The 17,173-nt window shown below is 54.1% G+C and carries 11 protein-coding genes and 1 pseudogene; 5 read left to right on the top strand and 7 right to left on the bottom strand.

Features of this window, described 5'->3' with window-relative positions; translation table 11 throughout:
• Window positions 1–435: 435 nt before the first annotated feature.
• Window positions 436–2,211 (bottom strand): aminotransferase class V-fold PLP-dependent enzyme, encoded by a 1,776-nt coding sequence (locus KT71_RS16610; protein WP_008294184.1) that lies wholly within the window; start codon window positions 2,209–2,211, stop codon window positions 436–438.
• A 168-nt stretch (window positions 2,212–2,379) separates the two neighbouring features.
• Here KT71_RS16610 and KT71_RS16605 point away from each other — a divergent pair, with 168 nt between their 5' ends.
• Window positions 2,380–2,829: an Lrp/AsnC family transcriptional regulator gene (locus KT71_RS16605; protein WP_008294185.1), complete on the top strand. Its 450-nt coding sequence runs from the start codon at window positions 2,380–2,382 to the stop codon at window positions 2,827–2,829.
• A 564-nt stretch (window positions 2,830–3,393) separates the two neighbouring features.
• On the top strand, window positions 3,394–3,783 hold the full coding sequence (locus tag KT71_RS20615; RefSeq protein WP_023660239.1) for a hypothetical protein: 390 nt from the start codon (window positions 3,394–3,396) through the stop codon (window positions 3,781–3,783).
• A 15-nt stretch (window positions 3,784–3,798) separates the two neighbouring features.
• Here KT71_RS20615 and KT71_RS16595 read toward each other — a convergent pair whose 3' ends face one another.
• From KT71_RS16595 to KT71_RS16570, 6 genes are all read right to left on the bottom strand, one after another.
• The gene (locus KT71_RS16595) at window positions 3,799–4,449 is read right to left on the bottom strand and encodes a hypothetical protein (RefSeq protein ID WP_152025268.1); all 651 of its coding nucleotides are present in this window, start codon (window positions 4,447–4,449) and stop codon (window positions 3,799–3,801) included.
• Window positions 4,450–4,786: 337 nt separating this feature from the next.
• Window positions 4,787–7,783 (bottom strand): site-specific integrase, encoded by a 2,997-nt coding sequence (locus tag KT71_RS16590; RefSeq protein WP_008294188.1) that lies wholly within the window; start codon window positions 7,781–7,783, stop codon window positions 4,787–4,789.
• Entirely contained in the window at window positions 7,780–8,553 is a 774-nt protein-coding gene (locus tag KT71_RS16585; protein WP_008294189.1) for a hypothetical protein, read from the bottom strand. Before KT71_RS16585 ends, KT71_RS16590 begins: the two co-directional genes overlap by 4 nt.
• Before the next feature lies 1 nt (window position 8,554).
• A complete protein-coding gene (locus KT71_RS16580; protein WP_008294190.1) occupies window positions 8,555–10,162 on the bottom strand; it encodes a hypothetical protein in 1,608 nt (535 codons plus the stop codon).
• 689 nt (window positions 10,163–10,851) lie between these two features.
• Entirely contained in the window at window positions 10,852–11,832 is a 981-nt protein-coding gene (locus KT71_RS16575; protein ID WP_238549547.1) for a tyrosine-type recombinase/integrase, read from the bottom strand.
• A 371-nt stretch (window positions 11,833–12,203) separates the two neighbouring features.
• Window positions 12,204–13,070 (bottom strand): phage integrase N-terminal domain-containing protein, encoded by an 867-nt coding sequence (locus KT71_RS16570; protein WP_008294193.1) that lies wholly within the window; start codon window positions 13,068–13,070, stop codon window positions 12,204–12,206.
• Between the two features lie 1,214 nt (window positions 13,071–14,284).
• Here KT71_RS16570 and KT71_RS16565 point away from each other — a divergent pair.
• The 3 genes and pseudogenes from KT71_RS16565 (at window position 14,285) to KT71_RS20320 (ending at window position 16,889) form a co-directional block, all read left to right on the top strand.
• Window positions 14,285–14,569 carry a CopG family ribbon-helix-helix protein gene (locus KT71_RS16565; protein WP_008294194.1) on the top strand — a complete coding sequence of 95 codons (285 nt, stop codon included), beginning with the start codon at window positions 14,285–14,287 and terminating at the stop codon, window positions 14,567–14,569.
• A 4-nt stretch (window positions 14,570–14,573) separates the two neighbouring features.
• Window positions 14,574–14,885, top strand: a complete 312-nt coding sequence (locus tag KT71_RS16560) for a type II toxin-antitoxin system RelE/ParE family toxin (protein ID WP_008294195.1) — start codon at window positions 14,574–14,576, stop codon at window positions 14,883–14,885.
• A 318-nt stretch (window positions 14,886–15,203) separates the two neighbouring features.
• A pseudogene (locus KT71_RS20320) lies at window positions 15,204–16,889 on the top strand (transposase).
• The last annotated feature ends 284 nt before the right edge of the window (window positions 16,890–17,173 follow it).

Genomic DNA, 17,173 nt, shown 5'->3' with positions numbered 1-17,173 from the left:
TCAGATTGATGGGGTGAAGGTGCCCCATCAACCATTAAATCCGTATACCCCTTATAAACAGCCTTGCCCGAACAATCAGCGCCGTGTAGCTGAAAAGTGTTCTTGGCAATATCAATGCCCAGCATATTAATAGTCATGTCGATCTCCCATCCAAGGTTAAGGTCCAGCAGACTCAATCTAGTCTGGAAGACCTCGCCGGACTAGCGGCGTGGGTGGGGGTGGTTCATTACATTACTGCCCACTAGGGCGCTCGTGCCCTATGAAGATCACCCCGCCTTACTGGTTAATGCTGCGACTGTTTAGGAGTTCTGAGGCGTCGGTAATGGGTGTGTGGGCGGGTAGCAGATCGCAGTCGCACGTCGATAGTGCATCGGTCATGCCTCTCAACAGCTAAACGATGAGGATAAAGATGGGTATTTCAGTTCCTGAGCTCAGCTAGACGGAATCAGTCGCGACAGCGAACCACCGATGTGCCTCCAGTGCTGGCGGAAACCTCTGCTCCGTCTTTGCGGCCGCTATGTGTTCCGCCGGTGCGCCGGAGCGCATTACGCCTTCTGTCTCGGCGAGAATGTCGTCGAGAGACAAGGAACATACTGTGTCACTGGATTCACAGCCCGGGTTAAGCAGGTCGGTTAAGACGATGGGCAGCGCGGAAACGCCGTCCCTATGGGTCCAGGCACCCTTTTGTCGATCCAGTGCGTAGGAGGCCATCAGGCGTGCGCCGTGCTCGGCGACGAGCTTGAGCGCTGCGAGGATGTAGTTGATCTCTGCGCTTTCAACGGCGTAATGGAAATTCACGCGCACCCACCCGGGCTTGAAGCATTCGTAGCCGTCAGCTACAACCTTGTCCAGCGCTCTTGATCTGTCGCTGTTGATATTCAGCAGATCGTGCCCGTAGGGGCCGGCGCAGGAGCAGCCACCGCGAGCCTGAATGCCGAACAGGTCGTTTAGCAGCGCGGCTACAAAGCCGTGATGCAGGTCCTTGCCGGCGTGCTTGATGCGTAGGGAGAAGATCCCGAGCCGCTCAGGCGTTGCCGGGCCGAGTACCTCGATCTCGGGAATCGCCGCAAAGTGCTCGAGCGCCTGCGCGACCAGCGCGTGTTCCCGGGCGTCGATCAGATCGATCCCGATTTGATCCTTCAGGGCAAAGACAAGGCCCGCGCGGATCGACTCGACGATCGCTGGTGTACCGCCTTCTTCACGATGCTCCGGGTCTTTGAGATAGCGGTGCTCCGTGGGCGATACGTAGCTGACGGTGCCGCCCCCCACCACAGCCGGTACGGCATTAGTCATCAGTTGCTCTTTAACCACGAGTACGCCGGGGGTGCCGGGTCCGCCCACGAACTTGTGCGGGGAGATGAATGCCGCATCGATGGCTCCGTGAGGGCAGTTCATATCGATCGCCACATAGGGGCCCGCGGCGGCGTAGTCCCAGAAGGAGAGGGCGCCTGATTGCTTGAGCAGTCGGGTTATACCCACGACGTCACTCCGCAGTCCCGTGACGTTGGACGCTGCCGAGAAGCTCCCAATGCGCAGCGGCCGGTCGGAATAGGTATCCAGCGCTAGCGCCAGTTGCGCCTGATCAATATGACCGTTGATATCCAGACCAATGCGAATCACATCAGCGATGGTCTCTCGCCAGGGCAACTCGTTGGAATGATGCTCGTAGGGGCCGACGAAGATGACCGGACGTTCGGCTTCAGGAATCGCCGCCGCCAGCTGATAACGTCGGTCCAATTCGCGCGGCATGCGCAGCCCCAGAATATCGATGAGTTTGTTGATCGCCGCGGTGGCACCCGAGCCGCAAAAGATTATCTTGTCTGAAGTGCTGCCATTCACCGATTGGCGTATCGCAGCGCGCGCCGCTTCGCGCAGGGCATTGGTCTGCGCACCGGTGAATGACGCCTCCGTATGCGTGTTGGCGTAGTAGGGCAACACCTTGTTGCGGATGTTGTCTTCAATGAATCCGACGGAGCGTCCAGAGGCCGTGTAGTCCGCGTAGATCAGCGGACGCTCGCCGTAGGGCGTGCGCAGCGCTGCCCGGTTGCCGACGATATCGTGCTGCACCGTGTCGAGGAGTCGCTTTGCCGCCTCGGTGTCGGGTTTACTTGCCGATGGTCGAGGCGCAGTGTCTCGACCCGAAAGCGCGCGCCAGGCGCGCATGAGCGGCTGTGGTAGCTGGTCCAGAAGCGGTGTCGGGGCAGGCTGCATGGCAAAACACTCGGTTGATCAGACAGGTGCTCAGTGTATCGCTGCGGCCGCGCGACATTGTCGCTAGTTAGAAGGAATGCTGTACTAATTGCGCGACAAATAGTGCGCTTTTTAGAGAAATGTGAAACGATTGTCGCTTAACTGATTCTGATAAGTGAGTGTAACTGCATGCTTGATACTGCTGACCGTCGCATCCTCGAGGTGCTGCAAACCGATGCATCACTGTCGCTGGCCGATCTATCGGAACACGTCGCACTCTCACGTTCGGCTTGTGGCCGCCGACTCCAACGCTTGGAAAGCGAGGGCTACATCAAAGGCCGGGTGACGCTGCTGAATGCGGAAAAGGTGGGCTTACCGCTGACGGTGTTTATCTCGATCAAAACCAATCAGCACACTTCGGCATGGGCGACGCGTTTTCAGAAAGTCGTTGAGAAATTGCCCGGGGTGCTTGAAGTCTATCGGATGGCTGGAGAGACCGACTACCTACTTAAGGCCGTGGTGCCGGATATGCCCGGCTACGACCGTCTCTATCAGCAACTTATCAAAGCCGAGCTGACCGATGTCAGCGCAGGTTTTGTGATGGAGGAGATCAAGAGCACGGTGGCGTTGCCGCTATGAACAGTGTCGAGGATCCTCACAACTTGACGCAGTTAAGTTGGTAGCGCCAAGTTGGGCAGTGGGACTAATTATACGCAGCTCAATATTCGGATGATCGTTCACCGCAGCCAAACCTAAACCGTCAAAGTCCGTGAATATGTCATCCTGCAGCAATCGCACCCGAACACCGCGGCCTGCAATTTCCATAAGTTTTGATACGAACACTAGTCTGGCGTGAGTAATCCAAGACTTCCGCTGCATCCCCAGTGGGTTAGTGTTGCATGCAATTCATCATCCCATACACCCAATTTCCCTCGACCCAGCAGAATCTCATCATCTAGGTAGGTTTATCTCAACGGCAAGAAGTTCTCTGCAAAGGGCAGTGAAGGCCGGTTTCAGGAGATGAGCTATGGGTAAAATAGTGAACACGTGCCCCGCCAATGAGGACCCTTCTCAAGGCGGCATGCGTCAATCGCGTATCAGTTATGATCAGCAAAAAGACGGCAGTCTTCAGTCAGCCTTGCTGAGTTGTGTCTTGGGCGATGCGAGTCAACTAAGCCGCATGCACTCTCGCGGTGGCGAATCGTGAGTGCCGCGAGTCAAGCGTGTTTAAAGGGCGGCGATGAAGTCCAGCAACTCTTGATTGCGCGAGCCAACTACGTAGAGGCACACAACCAATATAGATGCCGACTGAAACTTGCTGCCTATCGCGTATGCGACGAGTTACAGATAACGCCACACTTTACTGAATTGGCTAAAGTAATGTCTGTCGATCAGCAGCAGTATAATGCTCTTGCCATAATGTACTGGCTTCACGATTACCTTAATGCCCAGCTCGCGGCTAATGAAAGCGTGCGTCTGGCCTCGGTGGTCGAGAGCCTTATTCGCTATCTCACTGACGTAGTACCACCCGATCAGCAGGGCGAGTTCATGCAGATTCTGATTCGTCTAAACAGCATTGATGACGATGAATGATGGTCATATGGGAGCTTACTCTGGATTCCTTATTTTCATCAGCTTTTCGATCTGTACCGTCGACATTGATGAGTTTTCTCCGTGTATACCCTTGTGAAATCGCCTTGCCAAGAAAGTCAGTGTTTTACCACGCCAGTCAGCAGCCTCTTTGATTTTGTATTTCTTTAACATATCAGACAGCTGCGGGCTTAACATATCTTCACAGTGCAATTGAGCTTTGATCTGCCCTGAACGAAACTCTGTATCGTACTCAGCGATTCGCAGCTCTACGAAACCATTTTGATCTACGGCATCTTTGACTACGGCGTTTCGGAATTTATAAACGCACGACCCCAGACAGTTATGTCGTTCGGCGTGTTCCAATACGCCTAAGGGAAGGCTTAGCGTTACCTCCGCGCTTTGTGAAAAACAAACTTTAACGCCTGCCAGCTCTGAGTGAACTTGCAGCAGGCACATCGTCGCGTTTCGAAACTCTTCCGATGATCCGTTTACGATAAGGGTGTCACCATTGTGTTTGTCGGTACATCGAACAGATACGGCGGCGCCAGTCTTCTTGGCCTCTAATACCGCCTGCGTTAAATCGGTAGAAAGGAAATGCGAAAACCGTTCGTACTTGTCTTTTACCCTTGAGAAAAAACACGGGTTCCCTGGGATATTCGAATCCATCTCTGTTTTCAGTATGAGGTTGGGGGCAGACTTTGGTCCATCCGGATAATTCAGTGCCCAGAGCGAGTTTATCTCTCGGGTGCGCGGGATTAGGCGTTGATGCACCTCGTCAATGGCGCTACAGATTCTCTGTGCTGATTTCTCAGTCTCTAGCTGAGTCAAATCTCTTGTGCGGAGCGCGTAGTCGACATAAGCGTCGAGGTGACCCAACTCAGAGGCGCATAGATTAAAGTGGTTTTCTGCTATGTGCCCTTTGCACTTTGACTCGCAAATAACGCCTCTGAAAAAGCTACAAGGTGGGGGTGGTGTGGGGGGCGGAGGAGGTGCGGGTGCAAAGTTAGACATCTCTGTTATTCCTTCCGTTGAATGTGATGAATGCTCCGGTTAACCAAGCGGCAATAGATAGTGAACGAGGCTCCCGTACTAATGCGCCGGCGTCGCGATTTTGAAGAATACGTAGGACAAAAGCGTCTTCTTTTCGCGCAAGCGTGAATTTCGATTCGAGCTTGATTGGATCCAGACCTAGAGTTTTGGCATCGATTGATGCCGTACCCAAGGTTGGTGCTTGGCAAATGATGTGCTCCCGGCCGAAACCCAGTGTTTCAAGGGCTGAAAGCAGGGCTTGTGCATCGTCGATAGCTTTTATATACAGATAGGTGCCACCACGATGATGCAAGATAGCTTTAGTCCAAGGGCCTGATAGTCCAAAGCATGTTTTTAATTCTTGACTCGTTTCTACCATGGCGAGTACGCGGACTATGGAGCGTTGTCGGCGGAGCTCAATAAGGGGCGTTTCATCGCTCAGTGTTGCGTCTTGACTGAGTCCGATGAGTTCGCGATTGATTTCGTACTTAGGCATGAGTTCGATGGCGTGGGTGCGTATCGATCGAGTCAGATTAGATCCGTGATTATCATAAACGTGACCAATCGGTAGGTTTTCAAGGGGTTGCCCTCCTAGTAACTGCGCGATTTCAGTTAGCTTGATGGGTCTTCTTCTACGAGCTTGAGGTTTCGCTTTGCTGCTTCGGAAGTGCTTGATATCAAGTGATTGAGGCTCAAAACAATTTGGAACTGCTCGTAGCATCAAGCGAGCCTCGTCGCGCGACAAGTCTGGCTGCCCCAGAAGATGACGTAGCCGCCTCTGAGGGAAGGTCACGGTCGCACGCTCACTCCAAAGTTGTTGAAAAACTTCTGATCCAAAGTGAAAGTAATTTGTAAGTGTTGTTTGTGTGAATGTTGTGTGACCTGCTTGACTAGCTATCCCCATCGGAACGTTCATGTGCCTTTTTCCGCCATCTTTAAGGGAGGGGGGCAGGGGGGCATCACTATGACTTGATTCGCCCGCAATTTTTTCAGTGCTTTTGGTGATGCCGACGGCTGCGGCGATAGCTTCCGCAATAAAGCTTTTCCGTAGAGCGCCGTGGAGGGTTGCGTTGCTGTTGCCGGTGACATTTTTTAAGTGGTTTCGTAGCTGACCTTGAAGTTGCCGCTGATAGCGGTGTGCCTCTGCGACGTTGGCTGGACGAAAGATATAATTCTTTGCCCTGGCGCCACGTCGCTGATGGTTCAGCAGTTCGCACAAAACTTGATGCTCGATTTCGGTAAGTTCCGAAAATAGTGTTACCCACCTGTTTGCGGCTTCTGTTTTCAACCGTATATGTCCGCGTGTTTGCGGGGCCACTACCCATCTTTTTTTATGGGAGGACACATCTTGATATTGAAGGTTGAACGCTTCCATCGCTCTCAAGCCAAACCTACGCTGAAAAATTGCGTACAACGTTAGTTCTTCAGCAACGGGATCTCCTGGGGTGTAAAGTGTTTCTATCAATCTAGCGTAAGCCGCCGCATTTAGGGCTTCAGCGCGGGGGAGGCGTTGATCGTGGCGTCCTTTGTAAATGAGACCCGGCGGTGGCGCGTCAAGGTAACCGTATGTTTCAGCGTGTTGGAACATCAGGTCGATTCTTGGTTCTGCGTAACGTCGATCGGTACGCTCATTAAGTGCCCTCTCTAGTCGGAGCGCTAGTACTGACATGTCGTCGAGCGCTTTTTCATCCGGTTGAAAAACTGCGTGCCCGACAGGCACTACTTCCTCGAGGTATCGCTTGTAGGTGGAGAGCACTCCATCACGCTGTTTTGTTAGCCCGTATTCGGCGAACCCTATTGCGAATGCAAGGATGATGTTGTGCCAAAGATCAAAGCGGTGAGCGTGAATGTCGACGAGTTTTTCAAGTTCCAAACCGAGTTCTTTTTGGAAGGCTTTTGCTTTAGAACCTGTTTTCGCATGAGCGCGCTCGCCTGACTCTATTAGAAGCGATTTGAATTCAGCTTCAGTGGATATTTCTGTGAATTCCGCGGTTCTAGCGATTTCCGCTGATGACTTCGCGTTCACGCTAAAGAATTGGTGATATTCGAACCCTGGGAGTGGACGACGGGTGTCGTAAGAGAGTGCGATGAACTCGTGACGAGGTAGGGGAGCGCAAACCGGGGTGCCAGCATGCATTCGCTGCAGCGTTACAGGGATTTTTACGTTAATTTCGCTAAAGATAAGTCTGCCAAAGTCCTCTAGCCTGCTATTTAGTAAGTCGCTTTCTTTGATTTCAAATAGATCAAGAAGTTTATCGGTATTACGGTGCACATCCCTGGTGTCTAGAAGTTTTCGTACTGATGCAAGGCTACGGCCGCGGTTGCGAAGATCAGCGGCTAGTGCCCGGTAGACTGGAGTGAGGGCAATACGGTGGGTTGGTTGGTCTTTTGACGATGTGAAGCCTGGTAGCGTTGCTTCTGTGTAGACGGTACTTCCTAACCTGAAGGTGAAGGTATCGTTGAAGGTGTTGTGTAATATTTGTTCTGCGAGCTCCGCGGAGGTGATCCCATGCTCAGTGAAGACCAGAATTCGTAGGTAAGCAGCAATGTCGTAATCATTGGGTTCTGCATTTTTAGCGGCCGCTTCGATCACTTTTTTAGTGAATTTCTCAAAGCCGTACACAAGGTGTTGATTACGCTGAAATACCCGAGGTCCGTGATCATGTGCGAGGTTGCTTTGCTGGCGCCTAATTTTCGATGTGAGTCGGTTAGAAGGTTTGACGCCGACAGCGATACACAGCCTCTTTTCAAGAATTTTATCGGGCCCCGCGACTGCACGAGCTTTTTTTTGGATGGCCTCATCGGTATGTAGGTTTGGCACGTTTAGCGCTCGCAGGTTGTTGATCTGCCGCACGAAGTCATCAATGCTGGGGCTTGATCGGCCCGGTCGTTTCGCGGCCCTGTTCGGCTCAGGCGCTTGCGCAATCCAGTTGGCGACTTTGGGAAGGCCTTCGATAAGTTTGCGGTTCATTCCGCGACCTCTTTGGCCTTAATGCTTCTTCTATTACTTGCTGCGTCTTGCTCCGCCGTGATGTACCCAAGATACTCAGCGTATTCCTGAAGCACCCCCGCAGCCTGTTCTGCAAAGTCGTGCATAGACCAAAAGCGCTCTGACCCAAAGGTGGCCGCGAGTTCTCGACTATGGCCCATGATTGCCGCTTTAACAGCTTGTGATAGCCCCGTTGATTCTAGGTAGCAGCGTAGTTGCACGCGTGGCTCGCTGGTTCTGATATGGAAAGGTTTGGGGAGGTAGGCTAAAACTTCCATTCGCGTAACGGGTTCTGCAGAGGTATAGGGTTGATTCGGTCCTGACTGGCGGAGTTGAAAGAACAATCCTGGCGGGGCGCTGAGCGATCGATGAAACCTCTTTACGCCCTGCTGCTTTTGCAAGACTCTCATTAGCAGCGTTAGGTGTTGGAAATAGTCTGCAAGGACATCAATTGCGAAGGGGCATAAAACTGACATTCGAGTTGCATGCAGTGCGTCAGTGTTTTTATCTCTGGGCATAAAGAGATCGCCGTTAGGCGACAAGTCGTTTGCAAGGCGCGACAGCATGTTGTTGGTAACGCGGACACCCAAAACGAGATAGAACATTTCCAGAATAGCTAGTGCAAATTGGTTGTGCCCGTTCAGGGGGTTTGACTTGGCCTTAAGCCTCGCAAACTCGAGACGTTCTGCCGCCTTGTGAGTGATTTCCAGGAATACCTCCTTGCGCAGTCGAGAAGCGCCCACATAGTTCATGTCAGAGCTCTCCTTTAAGGTAGTTTTCTAATGCCCGTTGAAAAATACCGGTCAGTTCGGTCACGGACATAGCGAGGTAATAGGCGTCGGTAGGAGGCTCGTGATTGTCGCTGCCGGTAATCCAGTAGATCGGGGCAAGAGCTGCATCGGTGGATGCGCTTAGGTACTCACGAAGTTCGTTTTCGAAACTACGGACGGTTGGCGATGTTATGTGATGCTGTTCTGTAATTTGATCGAGCCATTCACGTACATAGTTCTTCTTCTTTTCTAAACCTGTTTCCTCGTACAGATCCATCAAGGTGACTTGGTCGCCTCTACCGCGACGGATCGGCTCAAGCATCGCTTGTATCGCTTGCGGCAGTTCCAATGAAAACTCCATAACTGTTTTTACATACAGATCCTCAAGATCTTCGGGAGGCGAAAACTGGTTTTGTGCTTTTCGGACCGATCGCGCCATTTGCTGGCCGTTAGGCAATAAATCGGGTCCGAAAAGCGGGCGTTTGATTAGACGTTCATCATGAGCGTTATAGCTCGTAGTGATGCCGATGACGAAGGCCACGCAAGCTACAGCGTTCGCGGTGAACGGTCGCCCTTGGTCGACGGCTGTTTGCAGACTAGTTGTGGTCTCTGCGATTGAGTCTCCAATAATTGCCGCAAAGTTGGGGTTGATCCGAGTCTTATCAAGACACGTCGCTTGCTCGATGGCTTGCCATGATTTTGTTGTCTTATCGCTTGCCGCGTCAGTCGGCGAGTCGTCTGGTTCTTGGGTAGTCCCTTCTGAGTCGCGTTCCTTGATGTCCAAGCTACGCGGGCTGGTTAGGAACCCTAGAGGCTGATGCTCTTTACGAGCCTTCATCGCAGGATAGCTATCTTCTTCAGTGAGTTCCTCTTGATGCGCCAGGAGGATGTTGTCTGATATATCAATCAGCTCAATTATTTTGGCTGCGGTACCTCTAACATCGTCAAAATTATCTCCGTCTCGTGGCTTACTTTTAACGGCAGTATCAAGTGTCTCGCGAAGCTGGGAATAACTCCCGGGATCTTCGGTCAGCCAGTTCAATAACTCCTTCTGCTCTTGGGTGAGCACCTGCCCTCTGCCAGTTTCAGGTCGTTGCAGGCGAGTTCGGAGGAAGCGAACCACATTGGCAGCCTGTTTCCGGGTGTCATCGGTGGCCAATGCTGATGCCACGAGTACTAACGGTGTTAGTACTGTTGCGGTGTTCGAGGGTTCTAGGTCAATAAGCAATGATTCAAAGGGCATGTCGCGACGCTTTCCATGAGAGGCCGTGCGAAGGGTTGTCTCCTTGCTGTCGGTTTTCTTCTTTTTCCCATGTGCCTTACGTAGGTGACTGGTAACTCCCTGTATTACAAAGGTCAGTGGTTCGCCTGGCACTTGGAACGGAAGGTCTTTAGTGCTGCGCTCCACCGCCGACTCAATAGCGCTCCAGCTGTCGTTGTTTGTCAGTGCCCATAAATGCCTAAACAGGCCATCTTTTGCTGGCGCGAAAAGGATCGCGTTCGTAAATTCAAAATCTGTCTGTGCGTTCATTTTTTGTGCTGCCGTTTCTAGTGCTTCCTTTTGTTGTAACTCGGCGAAAACACGAAACACAACACTTTTTAAAGAGAAAATCGATTTTTGACATTTTTTCGCCGATTTTTCGAGATCTTAGGCGATTTTGTGCCAGTAACGGTACACTTTGTGCTGTTGGGTGTGCCTTGGGCGGTCGGACAACCTAGCCGATGGGGGGGGCGTGTCGCGATGTGATGCGGGCTTTTTGCGTGTCTTGAGCTGCTGGTTTCTAAGTTGGCAGTTGGTTGCAATCGGTCACTACTACTGCCGGGCGCGATTGCTTGAGTCGCCATTCGATAGCTCCCCAGATCGCTGTTTTGATGATTTAGGTGGTTCGATGGTGGCAAAAGTTTTGCGGTTGATCAGGCAGTAAATTGTTCAGGTGGGTGGAAAGCCCGTTACCCCATTTGAATTCGCAAATTAGGGTCGTAGGTATGGATTTGAGAGAATTGCGCCGGCAGCTACGCGGTGACCAGCCGATTTTTTGAGACCACGATATGGGCATTTTTTTTTCGAAAGAATTCGGGAGTGCTGCTCAACAGAAATGCACAACGGAATAAAAATGCCCAAAAATGCATTAAAAAATAATAAAAATCAGATAGTTGCGAAGATTTTAGCGAAGTGTAGATATTGCTGCGTCGGTTAACGCTTTATTGCGTCAGTCACCGGGGCAGGTTTCATAATGAGCTACCATTTTTTACCTTCAAAAACAGCAACTTACAAATCGATCAAACCAATTTTACGTTTTCCCGTCTCCCAACTGCGGGAGATTTGCGGGAGTTTTCATTTTTAATCAAGGTCAGCGTCGGCGCTGAACTACCGGACCAACTCACTTTCTCCACCGCGTCTATCAGTTCCCCAATTTCTGCAGCGGAGTAATGCGTGGTGATCTGGCCGTTCTTATGGCCCAGGAGAACCTGCCGGGTTTCATGACTGACGCCTTTGGCCCGCAACCGGCGACCGAAGGTATGCTTCAAATCATGTACCCGCGCCTGAGGTAATCCAACTTCCTCCCGCGCCCTGCGCCACGCCTTGGTATTTATGCGATCAACAGGCTGACCCTTCGAGTAGGTAAAAACATATTCCGGGTTCCTCCCACGTTGGCGATTGATCACCGCCCGCGCTTCGGCATTCATCACTACCAGTCGATCCTCCCCATTCTTAACACCGCCACCCGGGACAACAAAGACGCTGGTTTTCAGCTCCGGAATTGATACTTCCCAATCCCACCGTAAACAAACCACTTCCTGTTCCCGCGTTCCAGTATTGACCTTGAACAAGGCCATTTCCCTTAAGTGTTCCGGCAAGCGCGCAAACAGCCTCGCCTGCTCGTCCCATGATAGGGGATATGGCTTTCGGGCATCGTCACAGTCAAGCAACTGCAGCAAAGGGGCTGTTTCAAGCCAGGTCAAACCCGAGTCATCCCGCCATAATCGGGCGGCAAGCGTCAGAATTCGCCGCACCACCGCCAAATCACGGTTGATGGTATTAGCTCGCATACCCTGCTTACGACGATGCCGGATAAACGACTCCAGCGTGCCCTGATGGACCCGGCGCAAAGGCAGATCACCTACATGCGGATCCAGAATTTTCAGGGATTGTGCATAGCGGCCAATACTGCGCTTGTGCTGGTAATCCAGCAAAAACTTGGTGGCCGCCTGCCGAAAAGAGCGCTCCACTCGAATGCCGTAAACATTCGCCTTGCGCATCTCTTCCAATCGTCGAATCAGGTACCTTTCCGCCTCCTCGAGCTCGCTTGTTCCAGTGCTCTCGTGAAGTCGGCCATACCCCCTGACGCATTTATCAATGTGCCAGATGCCCTGGGTGCCTCTCTTGTAGAGGCCCGGGGTTCGCTTTGACATAGGAAATCTCCTCTATGCTTTGGCGAACACCCACAGCGGTCCATATACTGCTCCGCCCAGGCGTCCATTTCAAGCCGATCAAAGGCAATGCCCTGCTTACCGATGGGAATCTCCGTGAGGCTTTTCCGAACCTCCCGGTTGAATCGGTTCTTGTCCATTCCCAAATAGGCGGGAGCATCACGCAAACGAATAAATCTGGGGAGAATCGAAGTCATCTCTCAGCGCCCCAAGTAAACAGCAGTGATTTGCTCTCTGACATGGCCCAGCTCTTTGCTTATCGTCAGGCGGGCCTCATGATCCCTTCGTCTTTGAGCGTCGCTGAGTTTTGCTTTGGAAGGCCCACCCGCATGGGGCGATGGCCAGCCGGTGAGTTCCCGATAGCGCTGCTGGGCATATGCATGGCGCAGGCCATGCATTTTCGATAACCCGGCATTGGCAGTGTGGCGCTCGTAGATTCTCAGCTGCTCGATGTACTGCCGGCCACCGGGGATCAGGGAACCCAGCCCTGCCAGTTGTTTTGCCTGTTCCAGTAAAGCTCGCTGCTCTATAGTGCGAATCGGCACCGTGCGCTCCCGCCCGCCCTTGGTCCAGCTGGCCTTGAGATGCAGGTGCTTGCCCCGGTCCGCCCAACGGGGCTGGATCTTGAGGGCTTCTTCCCGCCTTAGCCCAAAGGCCTGTTGCAGGCGCAGGCTCATACGAACGTGTTCATCCTTGACCTGAGCGAGTTGCTCCTCGGCCAGGTCTTTCGCCTTGCTCTGCTCGGACACAAACTGCCGGTCCGGTATGCCATAGAAATCGTTACCGCCGGCTACTACAGCCCGTTTGTTCACTTTCTCTGCCCACCAGCGCAAAAAGCTCATCCGGTTCTTGATGGTGCCGGGGGAAAGGTTTTGTTTGAGCCACAGGTCCACCAGAGACTGGACATGCTTTTGCTTGAGGGATGTAGCCTTTAGTTGTCGGAACCCCAAGTCGTGTAACTGGTTGGCGATAGCGCTCAACTGGCGCTCTCGGCCCAACCGGGTTTCGAAGCTGCCTTCGTGACTGTGTTTGCATAACAATTTCAGTTGGTAGTTCAGGTCTCGCATAGTGTTGTATCCGTAGGTGAGTGTTTCTGATCACCTGGCAACATTGCTGCGCAGGTCCGCCGAAGCAGTACGATCACGGGACACCAATCCCGGTTGACCTGAATGTGTCTGGCCATAGACAGCACGGTGTGTTTTCGCAAGAAAACTGGCCCGTGCAAACCAACGGTTATCCAGCCAAAAGCTGGGGTGGAACTTTCTCCTTTTTGGATTGAGCAGAACGCACTGACCGCCAGTGTGCTTGCGTGATTGAAGAGACTGTCGTTCAAACCGGGCATGAGCGCCCGACTATCAACAGCGGTTTTAAAACAGATCCCCATACGGAGCGGGAGAGGCTTGAATGAGCGCTACCCGGATGATGCGGCACCGCGATAGTTCGAAGATGGACCCGGTCATTACTGACCGCTGCGCCTAAACAGGCCCTGAGAGACGCGTTCAGCAGATTCCAAAACAACGAGATTCTGCCTACCCCTTTCGCTTGCGCAAGGTGGGGGCATCCTTGCCACTTTTCCGCAGTGGCCGCGTCTAGTGGGTCCACTATACGAACGCGTAATACGGGTGTCACAGGGAATTCGATCCGCATCCGGTGTGGTTTTTATCGGACACCTGGTGCTTTGATTGTCAGGACGCGGTCGAAGAATGACACTTCAGCGGTATTGAGCGCGGTTTTTGCGCACGGATATCCACAAATTTCGCTACCTAATGCAGTGGTTCCAGTGGAACCACCCCTGAAACCACATGGAGCAGAAGTGTTTCTGAGTTTATCGCCGTATAGCGCGGGCGCCCACGTCACTACCACGCTTCGCTCGCTAGTGACGCGGGCGGCTAGCGAACGCCGCAAGGTGGACGCCAGCTTTCACTCAAGCTGGCACCCGCTTGCTATCGATCTCTCCTGCGTGCGGGGTCCTCGGCGGTCGTTGTGGCGGTCCTCAAAGCACGTCGCGGCTTGCGGCGCCGATTGGTGTCGCGCGGAACATCAACCGGTGCCGAACAGTGCCAGCAGGCCTTCTCGGTACCAATCGGCGCACAAGCGGTACCAAGCGGGGCACAAGCAGTACCAATCGGGGCAGCACGCGATCATCTTGCGCGGCCCGCGCCTACGCTTCGCCGCGTCTTTTGCCGCCCTAGGAGATTCTGCAATCGCTTTGTCGGCCACTCGGCGCTGTAGCACATTTCTGCTACTGTAGCGGCGCATCTGGATTGCGGAGCGCATCACCATGTCTACAACGACTGTTCGCCTGCCCGACGACCTGAAAAAACGCCTCGCCGACATTGCGGAGCAGGCGGGAATGACTTCTCACGCGTTGATCCTCCAGGCGATCTCGGATCGCGTCGATGCCGACGAGGCACGTAACCGCCTCCTCAACGAGGCAGATCGGCGCTACGCTGCGATCGCCAAAACGGGGCAGACCGTTCCCTGGTCGGAGATGCGACGCTACCTTGAACGCCGGGTAGCCGGTGAGAACATCGACGCGCCGGCGGCACGTCCACTAGCGGACTAAGACTTTGGCCAGGATCGAGTTTGCGTCCGAGGTCGCCGGCGATCTCGACCGTATCGTCGATCACTTGACTCAGCACGATGCGTTGCGCGTCGATGAACGAATCTCCGGACTGATCGACGCCATTGACGTTTTAACGCACAGCCCCCTGGTTGGGCGTCCAGTGCGTCACGATCTGCGTGAGCTGATCGTTGGCCGAGCCGCAGAAGGCTACCTGGTCCTGTACAAATACATTCCGGAAATCGACACCGCGTTCGTGCTGGCGGTGCGCAGCCAGCGAGAGGCTGGATATGCGAATTGTGATGACGTGGATTCTTGATGCAGCGCCCAGACTTTGCGCTTGTAGGGTGCGCGATCATGCCTCGAGTACACCGTGGTCTGAGTAGACGGGGATGGCCGAACACACTGTCCTCGATAAGTTGCCTTTGGTTTGACGTGTCGTCGAGCGTCCGGTCTGCGTAGCGAGGACCATTCACCGACGCAAGTTGCACCGGGGCGGGGCAGACGATGCTGCGACTAATGATGGTTATTTAATGCTCGATGGGCAATATCGACGACCGCTTCGGACGTGGCGTCTCGCAGCTCGCCACTCCAATCTGGACCGCTCCGCACGATGGCGATCCAGGGCGGATCCGCGATGCAGTTACGGGGTCGGCAGGGCTTTGTCAGCACTCCCTACGAACGCCATCAACCCGAGCAGACCCTGCTCTACCAACTCGTCGAAAAACACTACCCCGTCCTCGTGGCCCAACTGGCCCAGCAGGGGAAATCACTACCAGATCATGTCCACAGGGAATTCGATTCTTTCCTGAAGTGCGGCCGCCTCGAGCACGGCTTTCTCCGGGTGCGCTGTGACAAATGTCATTTCGAAAGACTTGTAGCATTTTCCTGCAAGAAACGCGGGTTCTGCCCCAGCTGTGGCGCCCGCCGCATGGCCGAGACCGCCGCCCTGCTAGCCGATGAGGTATTTCCGGATGTCCCGCTTCGCCAGTGGGTCATCAGCTTCCCCTTTCCCCTGCGCTACCTGTTTGCCGCTCACCCCCAGGCCATAGGCAAGGTGCTGGGCATCGTTTACCGGGCGATTTCCACCCACTTGATCCATAAGGCCGGATTATCGCTCCAGGATGGCGCCACCGGGGCCGTAACGCTAATCCAGCGCTTCGGATCCGCTCTCAATTTGAATATTCACTTCCACATCCTGTTCCTGGATGGCGTCTATGTGCGTCGCGACAATCGACCACCCCGATTTCGCCGCGTCAAGGCACCGGACAAAAGCGAGTTGGAGGAGTTGGTTCAACTGATCAGCCAACGCGTCGGCCGCTGCCTTGAGCGCCAGGGCTTGCTGGAACAGGACACCGAGAGCGCCTGGCTGGACCTCGAGCTCGCCGAGGATGCCGATGCCATGCCGCAGATTCTGGGCAGCTCCATCTCCTACCGCATAGCCGTTGGCCCACAGCAGGGACGTAAAGCGTTCATGATCCGCACCATCCGTCCGCTGGACAGACCTGATCCTGGACTGGAGCGGGTGGCTAGGGCCAATGGTTTCTCTCTCCACGCCGGGGTCAGCTGTGAGGGGAATCAGAAAGACAAGCGTGAGCGCCTGTGTACCCGATAGAGCGGGGCAGGCCCTCGGTATATTTCCCGCCCTGCCGTGGCAGTTCCTCGCCTTTCACTGAGCTCCACGGGCAAGGTGGTTTACACCCTGAAGACACCGTACCGGGACGGCACGACCCAGGTGGCCTTCGAGCCGGTGGATTGGATGACGCACATCCCTGTGCGTCACCCTCCGGGCGACCTGCGGTCGTCCAAATCGGCTCTCCTGCCGATTTGCCGTTGCCCGTCTGGCGGCGCTGGTGCCAAAGCCGAGGGTCAACCTCACCCGCTACCATGGCGTTCTCGCTCCAAACCACCGCTGGCGTGGGCTCGTCACGCCCGCGAGACGCGGGAAGGGCATCAAGTCTATCTCCAACGCAGAAGTCCGCACATCCGCGGAGCGCCACACCCATAAAGAGGGGTGGGCCCTGCCGCTATGACCTGGGCTCAGCGGCTAAAGCGTGTTTTCAACATCGACATGCCCCAGGGCACCCTCTCTTGGCGCTTCGCGCCAATTCACCTTGTCGAGGTCTGCAGTCTTTGTGGCGGATCTGTCAGGGTCATCGCATGTATCGAGGACCAGGACGTCATCGACCGGATCCTCGATCAGCTGCGCCAGAAAGAACAGGAAACACCGACTCGGCCATTGCTGGTGCCACCGAGCAGAGCGCCGCCGGGTGCGTTGCCGCTTTTCGCTGGCAAGGATTCCAAGCCAACAGCATCCGACTAGCAAGGACGCCAGGGAAACGGCACGGCACGAGCGGTTGCGCGCGTTCGTTCAGAATTGACCGGATAGGAATGGCATTTCCAACACCGCGAACAGGGTTTTCGGGTCAATAGATGGAAACTTCGACAGGTCTGCAGGTGCGGTCAGCACAATCAGCGAGGATGTCTACTCCCGATAGGGCTTTTATCCGTCCTAGACCCAACGCGACATTCGGCGTCCGGAACGCTGTAACCGCCGCGCCAGAGAGCTCCTGTTCAAACCGGCGAATCGTCTCCGTCATAAAGCGC

The organism is Congregibacter litoralis KT71 (genome assembly GCF_000153125.2).
In the GTDB taxonomy this organism is placed as follows: Bacteria; Pseudomonadota; Gammaproteobacteria; order Pseudomonadales; family Halieaceae; genus Congregibacter; species Congregibacter litoralis.
This window is presented reverse-complemented; position numbering and strand designations above follow the sequence as displayed.

Coding starts and splice junctions, on each gene's coding strand:
- KT71_RS16610 (WP_008294184.1), bottom strand. CDS start 2,211: ATGCAGCCTGCCCCGACACCGCTTCTGGACCAGCTACCACAGCCGCTC.
- KT71_RS16605 (WP_008294185.1), top strand. CDS start 2,380: ATGCTTGATACTGCTGACCGTCGCATCCTCGAGGTGCTGCAAACCGAT.
- KT71_RS16595 (WP_152025268.1), bottom strand. CDS start 4,449: ATGGATTCGAATATCCCAGGGAACCCGTGTTTTTTCTCAAGGGTAAAA.
- KT71_RS16590 (WP_008294188.1), bottom strand. CDS start 7,783: ATGAACCGCAAACTTATCGAAGGCCTTCCCAAAGTCGCCAACTGGATT.
- KT71_RS16585 (WP_008294189.1), bottom strand. CDS start 8,553: ATGAACTATGTGGGCGCTTCTCGACTGCGCAAGGAGGTATTCCTGGAA.
- KT71_RS16575 (WP_238549547.1), bottom strand. CDS start 11,832: ATGCGCAAGGCGAATGTTTACGGCATTCGAGTGGAGCGCTCTTTTCGG.
- KT71_RS16570 (WP_008294193.1), bottom strand. CDS start 13,070: ATGCGAGACCTGAACTACCAACTGAAATTGTTATGCAAACACAGTCAC.
- KT71_RS16565 (WP_008294194.1), top strand. CDS start 14,285: ATGTCTACAACGACTGTTCGCCTGCCCGACGACCTGAAAAAACGCCTC.